Genomic DNA, 17,754 nt, shown 5'->3' with positions numbered 1-17,754 from the left:
TCCCTGCATGAGTACCACCGGATCCATCGCGTTCATCCGTGCCAGCTGGCACGCCTCGATCGTCGGCAAGGCGTACGAGGGCTTCCGCGCCGAGTACGCCGACCTCGGTTTCGATCCCGCGACCATCGACGTCTTCGAGGTGCCGGGCGCTTTCGAGATCCCGCTGCACGCCAAGCGCTTGGCGCGTTCCGGCCGGTACGCGGCGATCGTCGCGTCCGCGCTGGTGGTGGACGGGGGTATCTACCGGCACGATTTCGTGGCCTCGGCGGTGATCGACGGGCTGATGCGGGTGCAGCTGGACACCGACGTGCCGGTGTTCTCGGTGGTGCTCACCCCGCACCACTTCCACGAGCACAGCGAGCACGTCACGTATTTCACCGAGCATTTCGTGACCAAGGGCGCCGAAGCGGCCCGCGCGCTGGCGGGCACGCTCAGCTCGCTGCGGTCGCTGCCGGTGTAGCGCCTACCGGAACTCGGCCAGGCAGGCGCTCTCACCGTCCAGGACGCCGGTGCGGAACGCTTCCAGCCGCTGGTAGCCGCTCGGCACGACCTTGCCGTTCACGTCGGCGGCAGCGAGACCGTCGGCGAGCAGGCCGGAGACCGCTTCGTCCAGATCGCCCGCGGACAGGTGCGGGTCGCTGCCCGGCTCGCTCAATCTGGTGGTCACCACGCCGCTGAGGCAGGCGGTGCGCAGACCGGCTGTCTCCGCGCCGGTCAGCGACAGCTTGCGATCCTGTTGCACCGCGAGCACATAGCGCGAGACGAAGACGACGAACGCGTTGTAGTCGCCGTCCACGACCGCCGACAGCGGGTCGTCGTCCGCCATCGTTCCGCCGCGGCGGGCCAGGGCGGGCACGTCCGTGCCGATCCGGTTGACGCTCGGGCAGTACGACACCGGCCGGGTGACGGTTCCGTCCGAGCAGCCGCGGCCGACGCCGGAGTAGTCGAATTGCGGCGTGCGGGTGACCGGGAAGATCTTGGTCAACGCCGCGCTCAGGCTGGTCAGCGCGGCGGCGTCCACCGGAAGCTGCGCCTGTTCCTCACCGGGCTCGAAGGTGGTGGGGAGATTGCCCCGACGCTGGGCGATCTCCTTCCTGGTGATCTTCTTGCAGCCGTCGGCGCCGTCGGTGTAGCCGATCTGCACCGCGGTCACCCGCTCGAAGGCCGAGCCGTGCACGTTGTCCGGATCGTTCGGGTCCCGGTCGCGCACGGCCACCGTCGCGCCGAGCACGGCGTTGAGGCCGTCGGTGGTGTTGAGCGTGAAGTGCGCCGAATTCCCTTCGGCCACATGCCGCAGGAAGACACCGGCGAGGCAGTCGGCCTGCTGCTCCTGCACCAGCGGCGGGGTCAGCAAGCCCGCGAGCCTGGCCTGCCCTTGGATGGCGTGCCCGTACTCGTGGGCGAGCACCATCACCACCGCCATCTCGCCGTACTTCTGCACCAGCTTCGGCAGCAGGACTCCCCGGTCCCAGCCGATGGTGTGGTCACCGCCGCAGTAGGCGGCGTTCACCACCTGGTAGGTGTCGGATTTGCAGAACTTGACCGACTGGGTTCTCGGCGCCTTGGCGTCCCAGGAGATGAACCTGGTCACCGGCTTGAAGGTGCCGGGGAAGTGCTCGGGATACTCGGTGGTCCAGAAGTCCTGCACGTCGGCGATGGTGTTGAGAGCCAGCTTGTCGACGGCGCCGCCGTCGCCGTTCTCCGCGGTGAGCGGCGCGTCCGGCACGCCCTTGCGGGGACCGTTCGGGCCGGAAGCCGTCATCGATCCGGCCAGCTCCCAGGTGTCGGAAGGCGGCGAAACCGGCTGCGCCGCACGGTCGTTCGCGCCCTGCGCGCATCCGGCCACCACCGTCGCCATCACCGCGAGCACGGCAACACCGAATCGCCTGATCCTCGTCATGAACTCGCCTCCCCGAGTACCGCGTCTCGGGCCCGCCGAGCGCTCACATCGTAATCGCCGCGAGCGCGCTGCGCGCATCACGGCGCCCCGACCGCCTTTGGATGGGCAAGGCGGCGCGGCGATTTCGCCGTCACCGCAGGCGGACGCGGGACAGCAGCGCTCGGTGGTCGGAGCCGGGGACGGAGAGGGTGCGCACCTGTTCGGCGGTTGCGTCGGCGAGCAAGATGTGGTCGATGCCGATGACCGGTCCCCAGGTGCGATCGGCCGGGAAGGTGGGCAGCAGGCCCGCGCCCGCCTGGTCGGCCGCCGAGGCGAAGCGTCCACGCAGCAGGTCGCGGAAGGCCGTGTGGTCGCGGGTCGCGTTGAAGTCGGCGCCCACGATGGCCGGACCACGCTGGGCGTCGAGGATCTCCCGGGTCCTGCGCATCTCCGCCTGCCAGGCGGGGAAATCGAACGGTGGCGGGACCGGATGGAACGCGAAGACCGTGATCGGACCCCGTTCGGGGTGATCCATCGTCGCGGAGACGTTGTTGAGGATGTATCCGTCGTATTTCACGGTGTCGCGCAGTGGATAACGGCTGTAGATACCGGTGCCGCCACCGCCGTCGCGGGTGGGCTCGGTGTAGTGATACGGCAATTCGCCGGGCAGGCCTGCGCTCGCCAACCGATCCAGCGCGGCCTCGGTCAGTTCGTCCACCGTCAGCACGTCGACCCGGTTGTCCCGCACCGCGCGCACCACGGCGGCCGGATCGGCGCCGCCGAAAAGCAGATTCGACTGCATGACGGTGAGCTCCGGGCCGCTCGCGGCGCGGCTCTCCGGCACGAACGCGGGCACCAGCGTCCACAGCGCCGCGACGGCCAGCACCCCGGCGACAGCCGCGCTGCGCCACCCGCGCGCTATCAGCAACAACACCAGGCCGACGATCGCGCCGGTCATGAAATACGACGCCCCCGACGCGAGCAACACCAGCCCGCGTCGCTGCCACGCCCCGAAGTGCAGCACCATCCCGATGGCGCCCACGGCTACTGCGCACCACCCCACACCGAGCAATGCCCGGTCCATCCATCTACGCATGCGGTCGAGCCTAGGCAATGCCGGTGAAGCCCTTGAGATGGTGCAGCTCGAGACCAGCGCAGAGGAAGCCCGGGCACTTCGATGCGACCTCGCTGTCGGAGAATCAGCCCAGGTGGGCCGACAGCAGCCAGGCCGGAACCGACTTGCGGCCGCCGGGCTCGTCGCGTATCCCTTCGAACCGGACCGGCGCGCCCTCGGGCAACTCCGCGGGCAAGTCGGCGTGAATTCGCGCCGGCCTGATCTCATCGATCGTCCAATACTTCGACACCACCTCCCCGAGCTCATCGGCGGTGACCGGCGACGGCCCCGGCTGGGGCACTTCGGGCAAGCCTGCCCGGTCGAACACGAGCGCGAAGTACGACGCGCCCGGCGCGGCGGCGCGGACGATCGCCTGCTGGTAACCATCCCGCGACTCGACCGGGATCGAATGGAACAGCGTGCTGTCGACGATGGTGCCGAAGCGGCCGTCGTAGCCGGTGAACGAGGTGATGTCGGCGACCTCGAACGAAGCGTTCGGCAAGCCACGCCGGGCCGCCTCGGCACGAGCCAGCTCGATCGCGGTCGGCGACAGATCCAATCCCACGGTCCGGTAACCCCGCTCGGCCAGATACAGCGAGATCGCCGCCTCCCCGCATCCGACGTCGAGCACGTCACCGTGGAATTTGCCCTGCTCGATCAAGACGGCGAGCTCCGGCTGCGGTTCGCCGATACTCCACGGCGGTTTGACACCCGGCCCGAACGGGCCGCCCGCGCCCCGATAGATGGCATCGAAATCCAGATCATCCGGTGTCGTCATAGCAAACGAATATCAGTGCACCGGCCCCAGGCCGGGGACCTTCGCACGCGACGCGCCTGATCCGCTCGGTGGGCGCCGGGAGGGGTGATATCCCGCCTACACTGGCGGCGTCGTGAAAGGGGGAGGAATGTACGTCGAGGAGTTTCGCGCGGCGGGACCGTTGACGGCCGAGATCGCCGAAGACCTGGCACTCGTTCCGAGTATGTATCGTTCGTCCATCACGATCAGCAGCAACGGGCGCAGCGTGCACGCGCCCGTGCTGCCGGTGGCCTGGGACGTCCTGCGGATCCGCTCCGGCACCGAGGTCACCGTCACCACCGCGAACGGGCTCGGCGACGAAGACCGGCAGGCCCTGCGCCGGTTCGTCGATCGCTTCCAGAGCTTGACCGGCGGCGCGAACGTCCCACCGCGCGTCGACTCGCCTCGCCGGAGCCGGTGACCCGGCTGCCTCGTCCGGCCGGTCGTCGACTCGGGCAGCCCAGGAAACCGTGCGACCGGATCGCGGTTCGCTGCGTACGGATATGGCTGCCCGTTCGGCCGGGCGGACAAGGCGATGACCATGACACCGGCACGCCGCGCGCACCGGCTCGGACCGTCAACGTCGGTCGGCGTGCCGACTCATGGCCGCGGTCAGCGCGGCGGTGTCCGTCGTCAGCGATCCACCGGTGAACTCGAGCGTGGCATAGGACCTCTCGGCCGCCGCCGGATGACCGGCGCCGCACGCGTCGGTGACGATGATCGGCAGGTAGCCCAGGTCCAGGCTGTGCCGCACGGTCGGCTCGATACCCACCTCCATGGCGATGCCCGCCACAGCGTAGGTGTCGATCCCGCAGTCGCGCAGCGCGAAGTCCAGTGGGGTGGCCACGAACGCCGACATGGTGATCTTGTCGAACACCACCTCGTCCGGACCCGGCGTCAACTCGGGGACCAAGTGGAATTGCGGCGACCCCTGCGGAAAGCTCGAGCGCACCTGCGCCGGATCGTCCACCCGCTGCCAGGACATCGCGCCGCGCAGTTGGGCAACGCCCGATGCCGCGACCGGCAAGGACATGTGCCGGGTGTAGAACACCCGGAAGCCCGCCGCTCGCGCGGCATCGCGCAGCCGGACGCACGCCCGCACGATCTCCTCGCCGCCGGGAATCTGCCGCACAATGCCTACCTGCATGTCATAGATGAGCAGCGCCATCCGCGCGGGATCGCAGGCTTCCGGCACGGTCTGCGGAATGCTCAGGCCGAATGCGTGCCGCATGCTCACGCGGTCCGGTCGTAGGGCTCGGCGACGTCGACGGCCGGATCCATCAGCGCCTCCAGCGGAAGCGGCGCCTGGACGGGGACGAAAGTCCATTCCAGGTAGCCGGCCTTGGTCAGCGGGAAGTCCGCTACGTACTTCCGCGCCTCCTCGACACTGCCGACCTCGAAGACGATCACCACGCCTGGCTCGTCGGCGCGGGCGTAGTTCTCCCGGACGATGCCCGCCTTCCACAGCCGCCACACATTGGCGACCTCCTCGGGCAGGTACGGGTTGATCGTCTCCAGGGTGACGCCTGGCTTGAAGCGGTCGAAAACGATGACCTTCACGATGTTTCGCTCCATGTCTGCGGTGGTCGATCCGAACGTCATTCATGGAATCGCGATGATTACAGTGTTACAAGAACGCACTTTTCAGTGAGTACCCGGAGGACAGGTGCCCGGCAAGCGCTACAACTGCGCCGTGGAGGTGACCGTCGATCTGATCGGCGGCAAGTGGAAGCCGGTGATCCTGGCCCACTTGAAGGAGGGCGTGCACCGCTACGGCGAGTTGCGCAGGCGGATGCCGTCCACCAGCGAGAAGATGCTGATCCAGCAGTTACGTGAGCTGGAGTCCGACGGCTTGGTCCGGCGCACCGTCTTCGACACGGTGCCTCCGCAAGTCGAATACACCCTCACCGACGAGGGCCGCACGCTCGTCCCCGTGCTCACCGCGCTCTACGACTGGGGCGAACAGCGCGCGGCCCGTGCCGGCCTCACCGTCGGCGCCTGAGTCCGGGCGCGCTCGATTCCGCCGAGAAGGACCCCGACCGAGCAGCAACCTCACGCCCCGAAGACTCGTTCGACAACCGCTTTGGCGCGCCGGGTGACGCGCATGTAGTGGTCGAGGAATTCGCTGCCGTCGTCGTTGGGCCATCCCGCGACACGTGCGACGGCGGAAAGGAGCCGCCCCGGGCCGGGGAGCTGATCGCTCGGCTTGCCGCGCACCAGCACCAAGGCGTTGCGGGCGTTGGTGGCGGTCAGCCACGCGTCGCGCAGCAGCGCCACGTCCTGCGCGTCCAGCAGCTCGGTCTGCTCGATCACGTCCAGCGCCTCGAGCGTGGAGGTGTTGTGCAGGCCGGGCACCTCGTGGGCGTGCCGCAGCTGCAGCAGCTGGACCGTCCACTCGATGTCGGCCAGCCCGCCGCGGCCCAGCTTGGTGTGCGTGGCCGGATCGGCGCCGCGGGGCAGCCGCTCGGCGTCCACCCTGGCCTTGATCCGCCGGATCTCACGCACCGCCTCGGCCGACACACCGCCCTCCGGGTACCGCACCTTGTCGATGACGTGCAGGAAGCGCACCCCGAGTTCCTCGTCACCGGCCACCTGGTGGGCGCGCAGCAACGCCTGTACCTCCCACGGCTGCGCCCACTGCTGGTAGTACGCGGCGTAGGCGGCCAGGGTGCGCACCAGCGCGCCGTTGCGGCCCTCCGGACGCAGCCCGGCGTCCACGTGCAGCGGCGGGTCGGTGCTCGGCGCGCCGAGCAGCTGCTGCACCCGGTCGGCCACCCCGATCGCCCACTTCACGGCCTTGGTCTCGTCCTCGCCGGGCCGTGGGTCGCAGACGAACAGCACGTCGGCGTCGGAGCCGTAGCCGAGTTCCATGCCACCGAGCCTGCCCATGCCGATCACCGCGATGTCGGCGGGCGCACGGCAGCCCAGGTCGGCTTCGCTCGCCCGGATCACCGCGCGCAACGACGCCTCGAGCACCGCGACCCACACCGACGACAACGCCAGGCACACCTGCGGCACCTCGAGCATGCCGAGCAGATCGGCCGACGCCACCCGCGCGAGTTCGTGCCTGCGCAGCGAACGCGCCGCGGCCACGGCGCGTTTCGGGTCCTCGTAGCGCGCGGCGGCGGTGAGAATGCCGCGGGCCACCTCGTCGGGCTGCGGGCCGAGCAGCAGCGGGCCGCTTGGACCGTCGGCGTACATCCGGATCGTCTCCGGCGCGTTGATCAGCAGATCCGGCAGGTATTCCGAGGAGCCGAGCACGATCATCAACCGTTGCGCGATCGCCCCCTCGTCGCGCAGTTCGCGCAGGAACCAGATCTGGTCGGCGAGCCCCTCCGACACGCGGCGATAGGCCAGCAGGCCCGCGTCGGGATTCGGTGTCTCCCCGAGCCATTCGAGCAGCGTCGGCAGCAGCAAGGCTTGGATGCGCCCTTTACGGGACACACCACCGGTGAGGGCCTTCAGGTGGCCGAGAGCGTGTTCCGGCGCCGCGTAACCGAGCGCGGCCAGCTGCCGGATGGCGGCCTCGGGGCTCAGGCGCAGCGCGTCGGGTTCCATCCGCACCACCGATTCCAGCAGCGGCCGGTAGAACAACTTGGCGTGCAAGCGCCGCACCCGCACGGCGTTGCGGCGGATCTCGCTGCCCAGCACGCCCACCGCGTCCTGTCTGCCGTCGGGCCGGATGTGCGCCGCGCGGGCCAGCCAGCGCATGCCCTCCTCGTCGTCGGCGGCGGGCAAGGTGTGGGTGCGGCGCAGCCGCTGGAGCTGGAGCCGGTGTTCGAGCAACCGCAGGAACTCGTAGGACGCCGTGAGATTGGCCGCGTCGTCGCGACCGACGTAACCGCCGGCGGCCAGCGCGGTCAGCGCCTCGACGGTGCCCTGTACGTGCAGGGTCTCGTCCACCCGCCCGTGCACCAATTGCAGGAGCTGCACCGCGAATTCGACGTCGCGCAGACTGCCGCGCCCCAGCTTGAGTTCGCGTTCGCGCAGATCGGCCGGCACCAGATCCTCCACGCGGCGGCGCATCGCCTGCACGTCGGCGACGAAATCGGGCCGCTCCGACGCCGACCACACCATCGGCATGACCGCGTCGCGGTACTGCTCGCCGAGCGCGATGTCGCCGGTCGCGGGACGATTCTTCAACAGCGCCTGGAACTCCCAGGTCCGTGCCCAGCGCTTGTAGTAGGCGATGTGCGAATCGAGCGTCCGCACCAACGCACCGGCTTTGCCCTCAGGCCGCAGCGCCGCGTCGACCTCGAAGAAGGCCTGGCTCGCCACGCTCATCATCTCCGCGGCCAGACGAGTGCCTGTGGCGTCGGCGGGTTCGGCGACGAACACCACGTCGACGTCGCTGACGTAGTTCAGCTCGCACGCGCCGCACTTGCCCATCGCGATCACCGCCAGCCGCACCGGCACCGGCTCGTCCTTGCAGACCCGCGCCACCGCGACCGCGAGCGCCGCGGTCAGGGCGGCGTCGGCCAGGTCGGTGAGGTGCCTGCCGACCACCTGGTAGGGCAGCACCGGCTCGTTCTCCACCGTGGCCGCCAGATCCAGCGCGGCCAGCAGCATCAGGTGATCGCGGTACCGCTTGCGCAGCGACGCCACCACTTCCGGCCCCGAGATGCCCGCGCGGAACAGCATCGGGGTCGCGTTCGGCCCCTCCTCTTGCGCCGCGTCGACCACAGCGAGCAGATCGGCGATCAGCTCGTCGCGTCCAGGTAATTCCTTGCGCCGCAACCGTTCCCACGCCTCCGGCGCCGCGACGAGATGATCGCCGAACGCGCTGGAAGAGCCGAGCAGCGCGAACAGCCTGCCCCGCAGCGCGGTATCCGTGCGAATCGCCGAATCGATGGCGTGCCAACCGTCCCCGATGCTCTCCCGCAGCCGCATGAGCGTGGTCAACGCGAGATCGGCGTCCGGCGCGCGGGACAACGACCACAGCACGGGGATGCTCTCGACGTTGTCCCAGCCGAGATCACGCAGCGACGCGGCGGCGGAGGGCTCGAGCAATCCGAGCCGGCCGACACCGGGGACGGCGGAGCGCGCGGAGGGGGGCCGGACCATGGTTCTCAAATTACCCGGCCGCGATCGGGGGCACGCGGCCCCGTGGCATCGCTCGGATTACAACCCGAGATATTCCTTCAGCTCGAACGGCGTGACCTGGCTGCGGTAGTCCGCCCACTCCCTGCGCTTGTTGCGCAGGAAGAAGTCGAACACGTGCTCGCCGAGGGTCTCGGCGACCAGCTCGGAGCGCTCCATCGCCTGTAGCGCCTCGTCCAGCGTGCCCGGCAGCTCGCGGAAGCCCATCGCGCGGCGCTCCGCGACGGTCAGCGACCACACGTCGTCCTCCGCCTCCGGCGGCAGCGTGTAGCCCTTCTCGATGCCGCGCAGACCGGCCGCGAGCAGCACGGCGAAGGCCAGGTAGGGGTTGCACGCGGAATCCGGGCTGCGGATCTCGACGCGCCGCGAGGACGACTTGTTCGGCGTGTACATCGGCACGCGCACCAGCGCGGAGCGGTTGGACCGGCCCCAGGAGGCCGCCGTGGGCGCCTCGCCGCCGTGGATGAGGCGCTTGTAGGAGTTCACCCACTGGTTGGTGACCGCGCTGATCTCCGGGGCATGCTCGAGGATGCCCGCGATGAACGCGCGCGCGGTCTCCGACAGGTTCATCGGGTCGTCGGGGTCGTGGAAGGCGTTGGTCTCGCCCTCGAACAGGCTCATGTGCGTGTGCATCGCCGAGCCCGGGTACTGGGCGAACGGCTTGGGCATGAAGGTCGCGCGCACGCCCTCGTCGATGGCCACTTCCTTGATCAGGTAGCGGAAGGTCATCACGTTGTCGGCCATGGACAGCGCGTCGGCGTAGCGCAGATCGATCTCCTGCTGGCCGGGAGCGCCCTCGTGGTGGCTGAACTCCACGGAGATGCCCATGGACTCCAGCGCGTCGATGGCGTGGCGGCGGAAATTCGGCGCCGAATCGTGCACGGCCTGGTCGAAGAAGCCGCCGGAATCGGCGGGGATCGGGACGCCGTCCTTCGAGGTGTTCTCCAGCAGGAAGAACTCGATCTCGGGGTGCACGTAGCAGCTGAAGCCGACATCGCCCGCCTTGTTCAGCTGGCGGCGCAGCACGTGGCGCGGGTCCGCCCAGGACGGCGAGCCGTCCGGCATGGTGATGTCGCAGAACATGCGCGCGGAGTGCTGGTGGCCCTTGCTCGTGGCCCACGGCAGCACCTGGAAGGTGGACGGATCCGGCCGGGCGACCATGTCGGCCTCGGAGACGCGGGCGAAGCCCTCGATGGCCGAGCCGTCGAAACCGATACCCTCTTCGAACGCGCCCTCCAGCTCGGCGGGCGCGATCGCGACGGACTTCAGGTAGCCCAAGACGTCGGTGAACCAGAGACGTACGAAGCGGATGTCCCGCTCTTCGAGCGTCCGCAGCACGAATTCCTTCTGGCGATCCATGCCCGCGAGCGTAAGCATCCGGCGTTAAATCTGTGTTACATACACGCTTAAGATTGCTGACCTGGATCTTTTCGGAAGACTCCGCACAGTCGGATCGTCCGGTTTGTGAGTTTTTTCCGTACCGGGCCGGGGTGCGTGATCGATCAGCAACCCGGCCCGTCCGCTCAGCAGGTGAGGCCGGAAGCGGGTTCGGTCAGGTCGACCAGATAGGCGACGACCGCGTCGTCGACGCACGGAACGCCGCCCGCGAGCGCCACCGTGTGCCGGTTGCCCTGATAGGTGATCAGCGCGGCGCCCAGCTGGCCGGCCAGATCGACCCCGGCCTGGTACGGCGTCGCCGGGTCCTCGGTGGTCGAGACCACCACCGTCTTCGGCAGGCCGGTCACCGAGATGCGATGCGGTTCACTCGAGTTCGGCACCGGCCAGGCGGCGCACAGCTCCAGTGGCGCCGCGCCGGTGCCGCGCCCGTCGTCCAGGAAGGGGGCCGCCTTCCGGTATTCCGCGTCCTGACGTCCGGCCACCGCGCGGTCGGTGATGCGCGGATCGTCCACACAGCGGATCGCGTTGAACGCGTCGGTGGTGTTGGCGTAGGTGCCGTCGTCGCGGCGGCCGTCGTACAGATCGGCCAGCGTGAGCAGCGTGTCGCCGCGCCCGTCGCGCAGCTCGGACAGCCCGAGCGTGAGCACGCCCCAGAACTCGTCGGTGTAGAGCGCTTGACGCACGCCGGTGATCGCGTCGCCGTAGGTCAGCCCGCGCGGGTCGGTGGTCGCCGCCGGCTTGTCCCACAGCGGGTTCACCAACGCGCGGAACCGCGCCACCGCCTGCGCCGGGTCCGCGCCGAGGGGGCAGTCCGGCTGCCGCGCGCAGTCGGCGGCGTAGGCGTCGAACACCTTCTGGAAGCCCGCCGCCTGGCGCAGCGACTCCTGCACCGGATCCTGCGAGGAGTCGATGGCGCCGTCGAGCACCATGGCGCGCACGTGGTCGGGGAACCGCTCCGCGTACGCCGAGCCGATCTTGGTGCCGTAGGAGTAGCCGACGTAGGTCAGCTTCGCGTCCCCGAGCGCGGCGCGCATGATGTCGAGGTCCTGCACGACCTCGCGGGTGCCGACATGGGCGAGGAACTCCTTCCCGGTCCGCTCGGCGCAGCGATCGGCGTACCGGCGGTTGTCGGCCTCGGCGTCGGCGATGCCGGCCGGGGTGTAGTCGTCCTCCGGCTCGGCGCGCTCGGCGTCCTGCTCCTGGGGCGTCTGGCAGACGATCGAGGGGGTGGAGGAACCGACGCCGCGCGGGTCGAAACCGATCCGGTCGAAGCGCTCGGCCAACGCCGTCTTGTTGCCGAGCGACGACAGGCCCAGGCCCGACTCCCCCGGCCCACCCGGGTTCATCACCAGCGAACCGATCCGCCGGCCGGTCGCCCGCATCCGGGATATCGCGATCTGCGCGGTCGGCCCGTCGGGCGCGGCGTAGTCCACCGGCACGGTGATCCGCGCGCACTCGGTGCTCGGCGGCAACCGATCGTCCGGCCCGCCGAATCCGGTGCAGTCACCCCACTGCACCGCCTGGCCGTAGAACTTCTCCAGTCCGGTGGGCGGCGCGGGCAGCGGCTGCCCCGTCTCGGTGCGGGTGACGCCGCACCCCGAAACCAGCACAGCCAGCGACGCCAGCACCGCCACCGGGAGCGCGCCGCGCCCACTCCGCACCATCGACATGCTGTCGATATTGCCATCGGGCAAACGCGGCGGCCGCCCCGGGCGAAGACTGCCGTGCTGTGACCAATCGCACCGGTCATCGACCTTAATCCGCCTCGGTGGCGGGTGGCACACTGAATCTCGTCAGACAAACCCGGGGACCCGGACGGGCCCCGAGGCGACACAGACGAAAGGGACGATGATGTCCGTATCCGATTCGGAAACCCCTGCCTACGGTGCGGCGCCCGCGGAGCCCAAGAAGGTGCGCAAGACCCGGGTGCACCACCTGCAGCAGATGAAGGCCGACGGTGAACGCTGGGCGATGCTGACCGCCTACGACTATTCCTCGGCGCGACTGTTCGAAGAAGCGGGCATTCCCGTGCTGCTGGTCGGCGATTCCGCGGCCAACGTGGTGTACGGCTACGACACCACCGTGCCGATCACCGTGGACGAGCTGATCCCGCTGGTGCGCGGGGTGGTGCGCGGCGCGCCGCACGCGCTGGTGGTGGCCGACCTGCCGTTCGGCACCTACGAGTCCTCCCCGCAGCAGGCGCTGGCGACGGCGACCCGGTTCATGAAGGAGGGCGGGGCGCACGCGGTGAAGCTGGAGGGCGGCGAGCGGGTGGCCGAGCAGATCGCGGTGATCACGGCGGCGGGCATCCCGGTCATGGCGCACATCGGTTTCACTCCGCAGAGCGTCAACACCCTCGGCGGATTCCGGGTGCAAGGCCGTGGCGACGGCGCCGAGCAGCTGATCGCCGACGCCATCGCGGTGCAGGAGGCGGGCGCGTTCTCCGTGGTCATGGAGATGGTCCCGGCCGAACTGGCGGGGCAGGTCACCCGCAAGCTGACCATCCCGACCGTCGGCATCGGCGCCGGCGCCGACACCGACGCGCAGGTGCTGGTCTGGCAGGACATGGCGGGCTACACCAGCGGCAAGACCGCGAAGTTCGTCAAGCGATTCGGCAACGTCGGCGACGAATTGCGCACCGCGGCCGCGGCCTACGCCGACGAAGTGCGCCGGGGCACCTTCCCCGGGCCGGAGCACAGCTTCTGACCGGCGATTCCGCGACCACCGGCCGGGCGGCGCGCGCACCTGTCGCGCTGCTCGGCCAACCGCTGGAACCTCTGGTGCGCTGGGCGCGCACGGTGCTGCGCGCCGGGAACATCGAGATCACCGGCGCGGCGGTCGAGACGAAACGGCGAGCGTGGTCGCTGCTGGCCCGCATCCCCACCGACGCGGGAACGATGTGGGTGAAGGCCAACGCACGCGCCTTCGCGCACGAGGGCCCGCTGTTGCGCCTGCTGGCCCGCCTGCGTCCCGGGAGCGTGCTGGAGCCGTTCGCGGTGCACGCGGACAACGGCTGGCTGCTCAGTCCCGACGGCGGCGCCACCGCCGGCGATTCCGGCGACGGATGGGCCGTCCTCGTCCGCCACTACGCCGATCTCCAGCACTCGCTCACCACCCACGTGGCGGATCTGCGAGCCACCGGCACCCCTTACCTTCCACCAAGCGAATTGATCGGCGTCTACCGGCATTTCGAGTCGCGGGCACCCGGGCTCGGCGCCCGCATCGAAGCGGCCGCCGCGGTGCTGGCCGAGTCCGGCAGACTCAGCATCGAACACAACGACCTGCACCCGGGCAACGTCTTCGCACGCGATCCTGGCCCAGGCCTGCTGTTCGACTGGGGTGACGCGGTGATCACCCATCCATTCCTGTCCCACCGCCTGCTGCACAGCCCCCATCGCATGGAGTACTTCGCCCGCTGGCGGCAGTTGGAGCGGATATCCGAAGCCGAGATCGCCACGGCCGAACGCCTGGCCCCCTTGGTCGCCCTGCACCCGTGGCGAACCGTGGAAAACGCCGAGCCCGCCTTCGACCACGTCCGCCGAGACCTGCTCGACGAGCTACGCGCGCACTTCGGCTGACCTATTCCCACCGGCAGCGGCCGGTTCGGGCCGGGCGGCGGAATCAATGGCAGACTCGATGCCGACAATCCCGACACGACCAGAGGTACCCATGCCGTACAGCCGTTGGATTTCACGCAGCACCCTGTTGGTGGCCGGCGCTCTCGCCGCCGCGGCGTTGACCGCTTGCGGCAGCGACTCGGGCCCGGCGCCGACCGGCAGCTCGAGCTCCACCACGGTGTCGGCCACCGCCGCGCCCGGTACGACGTCCGGCCGCGTCACGCAGGCGAGCCCGGAGATCTCCGACGCGGCGGCGACCCAGCTGTGCGACATGATCCGGCCGGAGCTGTCCAATTGGCGGATCCAGGGCGGCACGCTGGGCAAGATCGGGCTGAACGCCTTGGTGCACGAGTGGGCGCTGCGCAACGGCGGCATCAACGGCGCGGTGCTGGCCGACAAGCCGATCGTCGACCGCGTCACCGTCAAGGCCTGCCCGGACGTGCGCCAGCAGGCCGTGGAGGCGCTGGGGATCCCCGACCTGGCCTCGGGCCTGGCGTTCTGAGCCGGGCGGCCGGATGCGTACCCTCTATCCCGAGATCGAGCCTTACGTTTCCGGCATGCTGGCGGTCGGTGACGGCCAGTCGGTCTACTGGGAAGTCAGCGGCAATCCGGACGGCAAGCCGGTGGTGTTCCTGCACGGCGGCCCCGGCGGCGGCACCGCCCCGTTCCATCGGCGCTTCTTCGATCCGGCGGCCTATCGGATCGTGCTGTTCGACCAGCGTGGGTGCGGCCGCTCCACCCCGCACCTGGCCGACGACGCGAGCCTGGAGCACAACACCACCGATCATCTGATCTCCGACATCGAGGCGCTGCGCGCCCATCTCGGCATCGATCGCTGGCAGGTGTTCGGCGGCTCGTGGGGTTCCACGCTCGCGCTGGCCTACGCGCAGCGCCACCCCGACCGCGTGACCGAACTTGTGCTGCGCGGGATCTTCCTGCTGCGCCGCAAGGAAATCGACTGGTACTACAACGGCGCCGCCGGCTACGTCTACCCCGACGAGTGGGAGAAGTTCCTCGCGCTGGTGCCGGAGCAGGAACGCGATCAGGATCTGGTCGAGGTCTACCACCGCCTGCTGCACTCGTCCGACGAACAGCTCGCCCGCACGGCCGCGATCGCCTGGTCCAGCTGGGAGGGCGCGACCAGTTCGCTGCTGCCGCATCCGGATCGGGTGGCCGAGACATCGCAGCCGCGATTCGCGCTGGCGTTCGCCAGGATCGAGAATCACTACTTCCGCCACGGCGGGTTCCTCGACGAGGGTCAGCTGCTACGAGACATCGACGCCATCGCGCACATCCCGGCCGTGATCGTGCAGGGCCGCCACGACATCGTCTGCCCTACGGTCAGCGCGTGGGAACTGCACCGGGCCTGGCCCGGCTCGGTGCTGCACATCGTCGACGACGCTGGGCACGCCGCGAACGAGCCGGGCATCACCCATCACCTGGTCGAGGCCACCGACCGATTCGCGAGAGCGGAGGCGGGCACGGTGAGCACGGCGGGGGACGCTTTCGCGGCGGCGTTGCGCGAGGACATCGACCGGCTCCTGGCCGCGGAGCCCGAGGTCCGCGCCGACGCGGAGGACTCGGTCCATCAGATGCGGGTGGCCACCCGCAGGCTGCGCAGCGTGCTGCGGTCCTACCGCGAACTGCTCGCAGGCAAGCCCGCCACCGGGATGCGCGCCGAGCTGAAGTGGCTGGCCGGTTTGCTCGGCGAAGCGCGGGACGCGGAGGTGCGCGCCGACCGGTTCGCCACGCTGCTGGCCGATCACGCCGAGCGGGCCGATCCGGCGGAGCTCGACGCCGTCACCGCGCGTCTGGTCGAGGCCGAACGGCAGCACTATCGCACGGCGCACGACGAGGTGCTGGCCGCGTTGGACGGCGCCCGCTACCGCGAGCTGCGCGAAGAACTGTCCGGATGGCGCACCGATCCGCCGCTGCGCCCCGCCCGCGCCGAGGCGGCGGCCCCGGAGGTCTTCCGGAAGGTGCTGCGGCGCGATCTGGACCGCGTGGACTCCCTGATCCGCACCGAGCCCACCGTAGACCCGCGCGAGCGGGTGGAGCTGCTGCACGAGATCCGCAAGAGCGCCAAACAGTTGCGCTACGCGTGCGAGGCGGCCGAGCAGGTGCTCGGCGACGAGGCCGCCGAGCGCGGCGACCGCGCCAAGAAGCTGCAGACCGTGCTCGGCGACCACCGCGACGCGGTGGAATCGCACAACGCGATCCTGGACCGGGCCGGCGAGGCCGTCGCGGCGGGCGAGAACGCGGGTCTGTACGAACTGCTCGCGGCGGCGGAGGAGGCAGCGGCCGGGCGCGAGCTGAGCCGCTACCCGGCCACCGCCGCCGCGCTGTTCGGGACGGCCGTCACGGGGTGATTCCGGCGCCGCGCCCGTTCACGCGGGGTAGGTGAAGGACACTTTCCGCTCCTTCGGGTCGGCGGACAGCAGCCGCACCCGTACGGTCTCGCCTTCCGGTGGTCTGCCCACGCACGGGCCGAGCACGGGCGGTTCGGCGACGAAGACCACGGCGGGCCGGTTGCCGTTGGCCTCGCGCACCACGACGGCGTCGAACACCGTGCCGGTACGCGGCGCGAGCAGGGTCGACTCGGTGAGGTCGATGCAGGCGCGCTCGATCTTGCCCGCCACGCTGTCGCTGCGCCGCATGGCCTCGGCCGCGCTCGCCAGCCCCTCGCGCACCCAGCGCGGCACCTCGGCACCCGCGCACCTGGCCAGGCAGATCTCGGTCGCGAACCGGTCGGACAACCGCCGCAGCGGGGCGGTGACGTGCGCGTACGGCGCGCCGATGGCGCTGTGGCGCAGTGTTTCCCGCGCGTACGGCGCTGCTGCGGCGCCGTCGAGGACGGTGTAGGTCGCGCCGCGCAGCAGCGTCGTCGCCTCGGACATCAGCACCAGCGCCGCGGGCGTGCCTGCGTCCAGCCGGGCCAGCATCTGCCCGACCGCTTCGTTGTCGGGCCAGTCCACGCCCAGCGCCTGCGCGGTCCGGCGCATCGATGCGATCGCGGATTCCGACGGCGGCGGCATGGTGCGCAGCAGCGCGATCGGCTCCCCCGCCGACGCCGCGCCGTCGAGCATGATCCGCGCCGCGCACATGCCGGTCAGCAGTGAGACCTGCTCGTTCCAGTCGTCGGCCGCGGTGCGCGGCTCCACCACCAGTCGCCAGTGCCCGTCGGCGTGCTCGTCCTCGACCACCGTCTGCGCGGGCAACCGCAGCCCGATCGCACCGCGCGCGAGCCCCGCCTCGATGCGCCGCGTGCCGAACTCCGGCAGGGCCGCGATGGAAGGATGCAGCCGGCCGGACTCCGCGTCGGCCTGCACGCGGGCGTAGTCGAGCCGGGCGCGGGAGCGCACCAGGGCACGGACCACCGAGAACCGCGCCGGTTCGGCGCGCTCGTCGAGTTCGATCGTCCACAGCGCGGCCGGACGCGTGCGATCCGGAAGCAGGCTGGCGGACCCTTCGGACAACGCGGGTGGGTGCAGCGGCACGGTGCCGTCGGGAAGGTAGAAGGTCTGGCCCCTGGCGCCGGATTCTTTGGCGAGCGCGCCGTCGGGAGGGATCACGGCGCCCACGTCGGCGATGGCGTAGTGAACGGTGAAGCCGCCGGGGGTGCGTTCGATATGCAGGGCCTGGTCCAGATCCATGGCCCCGGGCGGGTCGATCGTCACGAACGGGATGTCCGTGCGATCGACCCGATCGCCCGCGAACGCGTCCACCGCGTCGCGGGCTTCGGCGCCGGCCTCGGCGGGATACGCCGAGGCCAGCCCGAACTCGGATCGGATGGCGCCGAAATCGACCGGCGCCGACACGATCCGCTGGTGGAGTTCCACGCTTGGGCGCC

At 70.3% G+C, this 17,754-nt stretch carries 16 protein-coding genes and 1 pseudogene; 8 read left to right on the top strand and 9 right to left on the bottom strand.

What is annotated here, in order from left to right:
- The first annotated feature begins 7 nt into the window (after nucleotides 1-7).
- Nucleotides 8-460 carry a 6,7-dimethyl-8-ribityllumazine synthase gene (locus ACH49X_RS15950; protein ID WP_195077759.1) on the top strand — a complete coding sequence of 151 codons (453 nt, stop codon included), beginning with the start codon at nucleotides 8-10 and terminating at the stop codon, nucleotides 458-460.
- A 3-nt stretch (nucleotides 461-463) separates the two neighbouring features.
- Here the strand turns inward: ACH49X_RS15950 and ACH49X_RS15945 are convergent, their stop codons facing one another.
- The 3 genes from ACH49X_RS15945 to ACH49X_RS15935 form a co-directional block, all read right to left on the bottom strand.
- On the bottom strand, nucleotides 464-1,900 hold the full coding sequence (locus tag ACH49X_RS15945) for a metallopeptidase (RefSeq protein ID WP_357205341.1): 1,437 nt from the start codon (nucleotides 1,898-1,900) through the stop codon (nucleotides 464-466).
- Nucleotides 1,901-2,030: 130 nt separating this feature from the next.
- Nucleotides 2,031-2,975, bottom strand: coding sequence for an endonuclease/exonuclease/phosphatase family protein (locus ACH49X_RS15940; RefSeq protein WP_357205338.1), 945 nt, complete (start codon nucleotides 2,973-2,975; stop codon nucleotides 2,031-2,033).
- A 103-nt stretch (nucleotides 2,976-3,078) separates the two neighbouring features.
- The gene (locus tag ACH49X_RS15935; RefSeq protein ID WP_195077757.1) at nucleotides 3,079-3,771 is read right to left on the bottom strand and encodes a class I SAM-dependent methyltransferase; all 693 of its coding nucleotides are present in this window, start codon (nucleotides 3,769-3,771) and stop codon (nucleotides 3,079-3,081) included.
- 112 nt (nucleotides 3,772-3,883) lie between these two features.
- Between ACH49X_RS15935 and ACH49X_RS15930 the strand changes: the two genes are divergently transcribed.
- Nucleotides 3,884-4,210, top strand: a complete 327-nt coding sequence (locus tag ACH49X_RS15930) for a hypothetical protein (protein ID WP_195077756.1) — start codon at nucleotides 3,884-3,886, stop codon at nucleotides 4,208-4,210.
- Between the two features lie 156 nt (nucleotides 4,211-4,366).
- On the opposite strand, the gene ACH49X_RS15925 is transcribed toward ACH49X_RS15930, so the two are convergent.
- Both ACH49X_RS15925 and ACH49X_RS15920 read right to left on the bottom strand, forming a co-directional pair.
- A complete protein-coding gene (locus tag ACH49X_RS15925; RefSeq protein ID WP_195077946.1) occupies nucleotides 4,367-5,020 on the bottom strand; it encodes a cysteine hydrolase family protein in 654 nt (217 codons plus the stop codon).
- A gap of 2 nt (nucleotides 5,021-5,022) precedes the next feature.
- Nucleotides 5,023-5,349, bottom strand: a complete 327-nt coding sequence (locus ACH49X_RS15920; protein ID WP_067801329.1) for a hypothetical protein — start codon at nucleotides 5,347-5,349, stop codon at nucleotides 5,023-5,025.
- A 106-nt stretch (nucleotides 5,350-5,455) separates the two neighbouring features.
- Here ACH49X_RS15920 and ACH49X_RS15915 point away from each other — a divergent pair, with 106 nt between their 5' ends.
- Nucleotides 5,456-5,791 (top strand): helix-turn-helix domain-containing protein, encoded by a 336-nt coding sequence (locus ACH49X_RS15915; RefSeq protein WP_195077755.1) that lies wholly within the window; start codon nucleotides 5,456-5,458, stop codon nucleotides 5,789-5,791.
- Nucleotides 5,792-5,841: 50 nt separating this feature from the next.
- Here the strand turns inward: ACH49X_RS15915 and ACH49X_RS15910 are convergent, their stop codons facing one another.
- The 3 genes from ACH49X_RS15910 to ACH49X_RS15900 all read right to left on the bottom strand — a co-directional run bounded on the left by ACH49X_RS15910 (nucleotide 5,842) and on the right by ACH49X_RS15900 (nucleotide 11,951).
- Complete coding sequence (locus ACH49X_RS15910) at nucleotides 5,842-8,853, bottom strand: bifunctional [glutamine synthetase] adenylyltransferase/[glutamine synthetase]-adenylyl-L-tyrosine phosphorylase (protein ID WP_357205334.1); 3,012 nt, start codon at nucleotides 8,851-8,853, stop codon at nucleotides 5,842-5,844.
- A 57-nt stretch (nucleotides 8,854-8,910) separates the two neighbouring features.
- Entirely contained in the window at nucleotides 8,911-10,248 is a 1,338-nt protein-coding gene (locus ACH49X_RS15905) for a glutamine synthetase family protein (protein WP_195077753.1), read from the bottom strand.
- 164 nt (nucleotides 10,249-10,412) lie between these two features.
- Nucleotides 10,413-11,951: an alpha/beta hydrolase gene (locus ACH49X_RS15900; protein ID WP_357205429.1), complete on the bottom strand. Its 1,539-nt coding sequence runs from the start codon at nucleotides 11,949-11,951 to the stop codon at nucleotides 10,413-10,415.
- A 187-nt stretch (nucleotides 11,952-12,138) separates the two neighbouring features.
- On the opposite strand from ACH49X_RS15900, the gene panB reads away from it, so the two are divergent.
- The 5 genes and pseudogenes from panB to ACH49X_RS15875 all read left to right on the top strand — a co-directional run bounded on the left by panB (nucleotide 12,139) and on the right by ACH49X_RS15875 (nucleotide 16,273).
- Nucleotides 12,139-12,993 (top strand): 3-methyl-2-oxobutanoate hydroxymethyltransferase, encoded by an 855-nt coding sequence (gene panB, locus ACH49X_RS15895; protein ID WP_357108961.1) that lies wholly within the window; start codon nucleotides 12,139-12,141, stop codon nucleotides 12,991-12,993.
- 74 nt (nucleotides 12,994-13,067) lie between these two features.
- Nucleotides 13,068-13,865, top strand: a complete 798-nt coding sequence (locus ACH49X_RS15890) for a phosphotransferase (RefSeq protein ID WP_195077751.1) — start codon at nucleotides 13,068-13,070, stop codon at nucleotides 13,863-13,865.
- Between the two features lie 91 nt (nucleotides 13,866-13,956).
- Nucleotides 13,957-14,406, top strand: a complete 450-nt coding sequence (locus tag ACH49X_RS15885) for a hypothetical protein (protein ID WP_195077750.1) — start codon at nucleotides 13,957-13,959, stop codon at nucleotides 14,404-14,406.
- A gap of 13 nt (nucleotides 14,407-14,419) precedes the next feature.
- Nucleotides 14,420-15,367: pseudogene (gene pip / locus ACH49X_RS15880) on the top strand (prolyl aminopeptidase); the annotation flags it as partial.
- Between the two features lie 21 nt (nucleotides 15,368-15,388).
- Entirely contained in the window at nucleotides 15,389-16,273 is an 885-nt protein-coding gene (locus ACH49X_RS15875; protein WP_357109076.1) for a CHAD domain-containing protein, read from the top strand.
- Between the two features lie 18 nt (nucleotides 16,274-16,291).
- On the opposite strand, the gene ACH49X_RS15870 is transcribed toward ACH49X_RS15875, so the two are convergent.
- Nucleotides 16,292-17,743 carry an RNB domain-containing ribonuclease gene (locus ACH49X_RS15870; protein WP_357205332.1) on the bottom strand — a complete coding sequence of 484 codons (1,452 nt, stop codon included), beginning with the start codon at nucleotides 17,741-17,743 and terminating at the stop codon, nucleotides 16,292-16,294.
- Nucleotides 17,744-17,754 lie beyond the last annotated feature (11 nt).

It is taken from the genome of Nocardia sp. NPDC019323 (assembly GCF_044389845.1).
Lineage (GTDB): Bacteria > Actinomycetota > Actinomycetes > Mycobacteriales > Mycobacteriaceae > Nocardia > Nocardia implantans.
The sequence above is the reverse complement of the archived record's forward strand: the minus strand, read 5'-3'. Positions and strand labels throughout refer to the sequence as shown.

What these genes read in the sequence shown, in the direction of transcription:
- ACH49X_RS15950 (WP_195077759.1), top strand. Translation starts at nt 8, where the DNA reads ATGAGTACCACCGGATCCATCGCGTTCATCCGTGCCAGCTGGCACGCC.
- ACH49X_RS15945 (WP_357205341.1), bottom strand. Translation starts at nt 1,900, where the DNA reads ATGACGAGGATCAGGCGATTCGGTGTTGCCGTGCTCGCGGTGATGGCG.
- ACH49X_RS15940 (WP_357205338.1), bottom strand. Translation starts at nt 2,975, where the DNA reads ATGCGTAGATGGATGGACCGGGCATTGCTCGGTGTGGGGTGGTGCGCA.
- ACH49X_RS15935 (WP_195077757.1), bottom strand. Translation starts at nt 3,771, where the DNA reads ATGACGACACCGGATGATCTGGATTTCGATGCCATCTATCGGGGCGCG.
- ACH49X_RS15925 (WP_195077946.1), bottom strand. Translation starts at nt 5,020, where the DNA reads ATGCGGCACGCATTCGGCCTGAGCATTCCGCAGACCGTGCCGGAAGCC.
- ACH49X_RS15910 (WP_357205334.1), bottom strand. Translation starts at nt 8,853, where the DNA reads ATGGTCCGGCCCCCCTCCGCGCGCTCCGCCGTCCCCGGTGTCGGCCGG.
- ACH49X_RS15905 (WP_195077753.1), bottom strand. Translation starts at nt 10,248, where the DNA reads ATGGATCGCCAGAAGGAATTCGTGCTGCGGACGCTCGAAGAGCGGGAC.
- ACH49X_RS15900 (WP_357205429.1), bottom strand. Translation starts at nt 11,951, where the DNA reads ATGGTGCGGAGTGGGCGCGGCGCGCTCCCGGTGGCGGTGCTGGCGTCG.
- panB (WP_357108961.1), top strand. Translation starts at nt 12,139, where the DNA reads ATGTCCGTATCCGATTCGGAAACCCCTGCCTACGGTGCGGCGCCCGCG.
- ACH49X_RS15885 (WP_195077750.1), top strand. Translation starts at nt 13,957, where the DNA reads ATGCCGTACAGCCGTTGGATTTCACGCAGCACCCTGTTGGTGGCCGGC.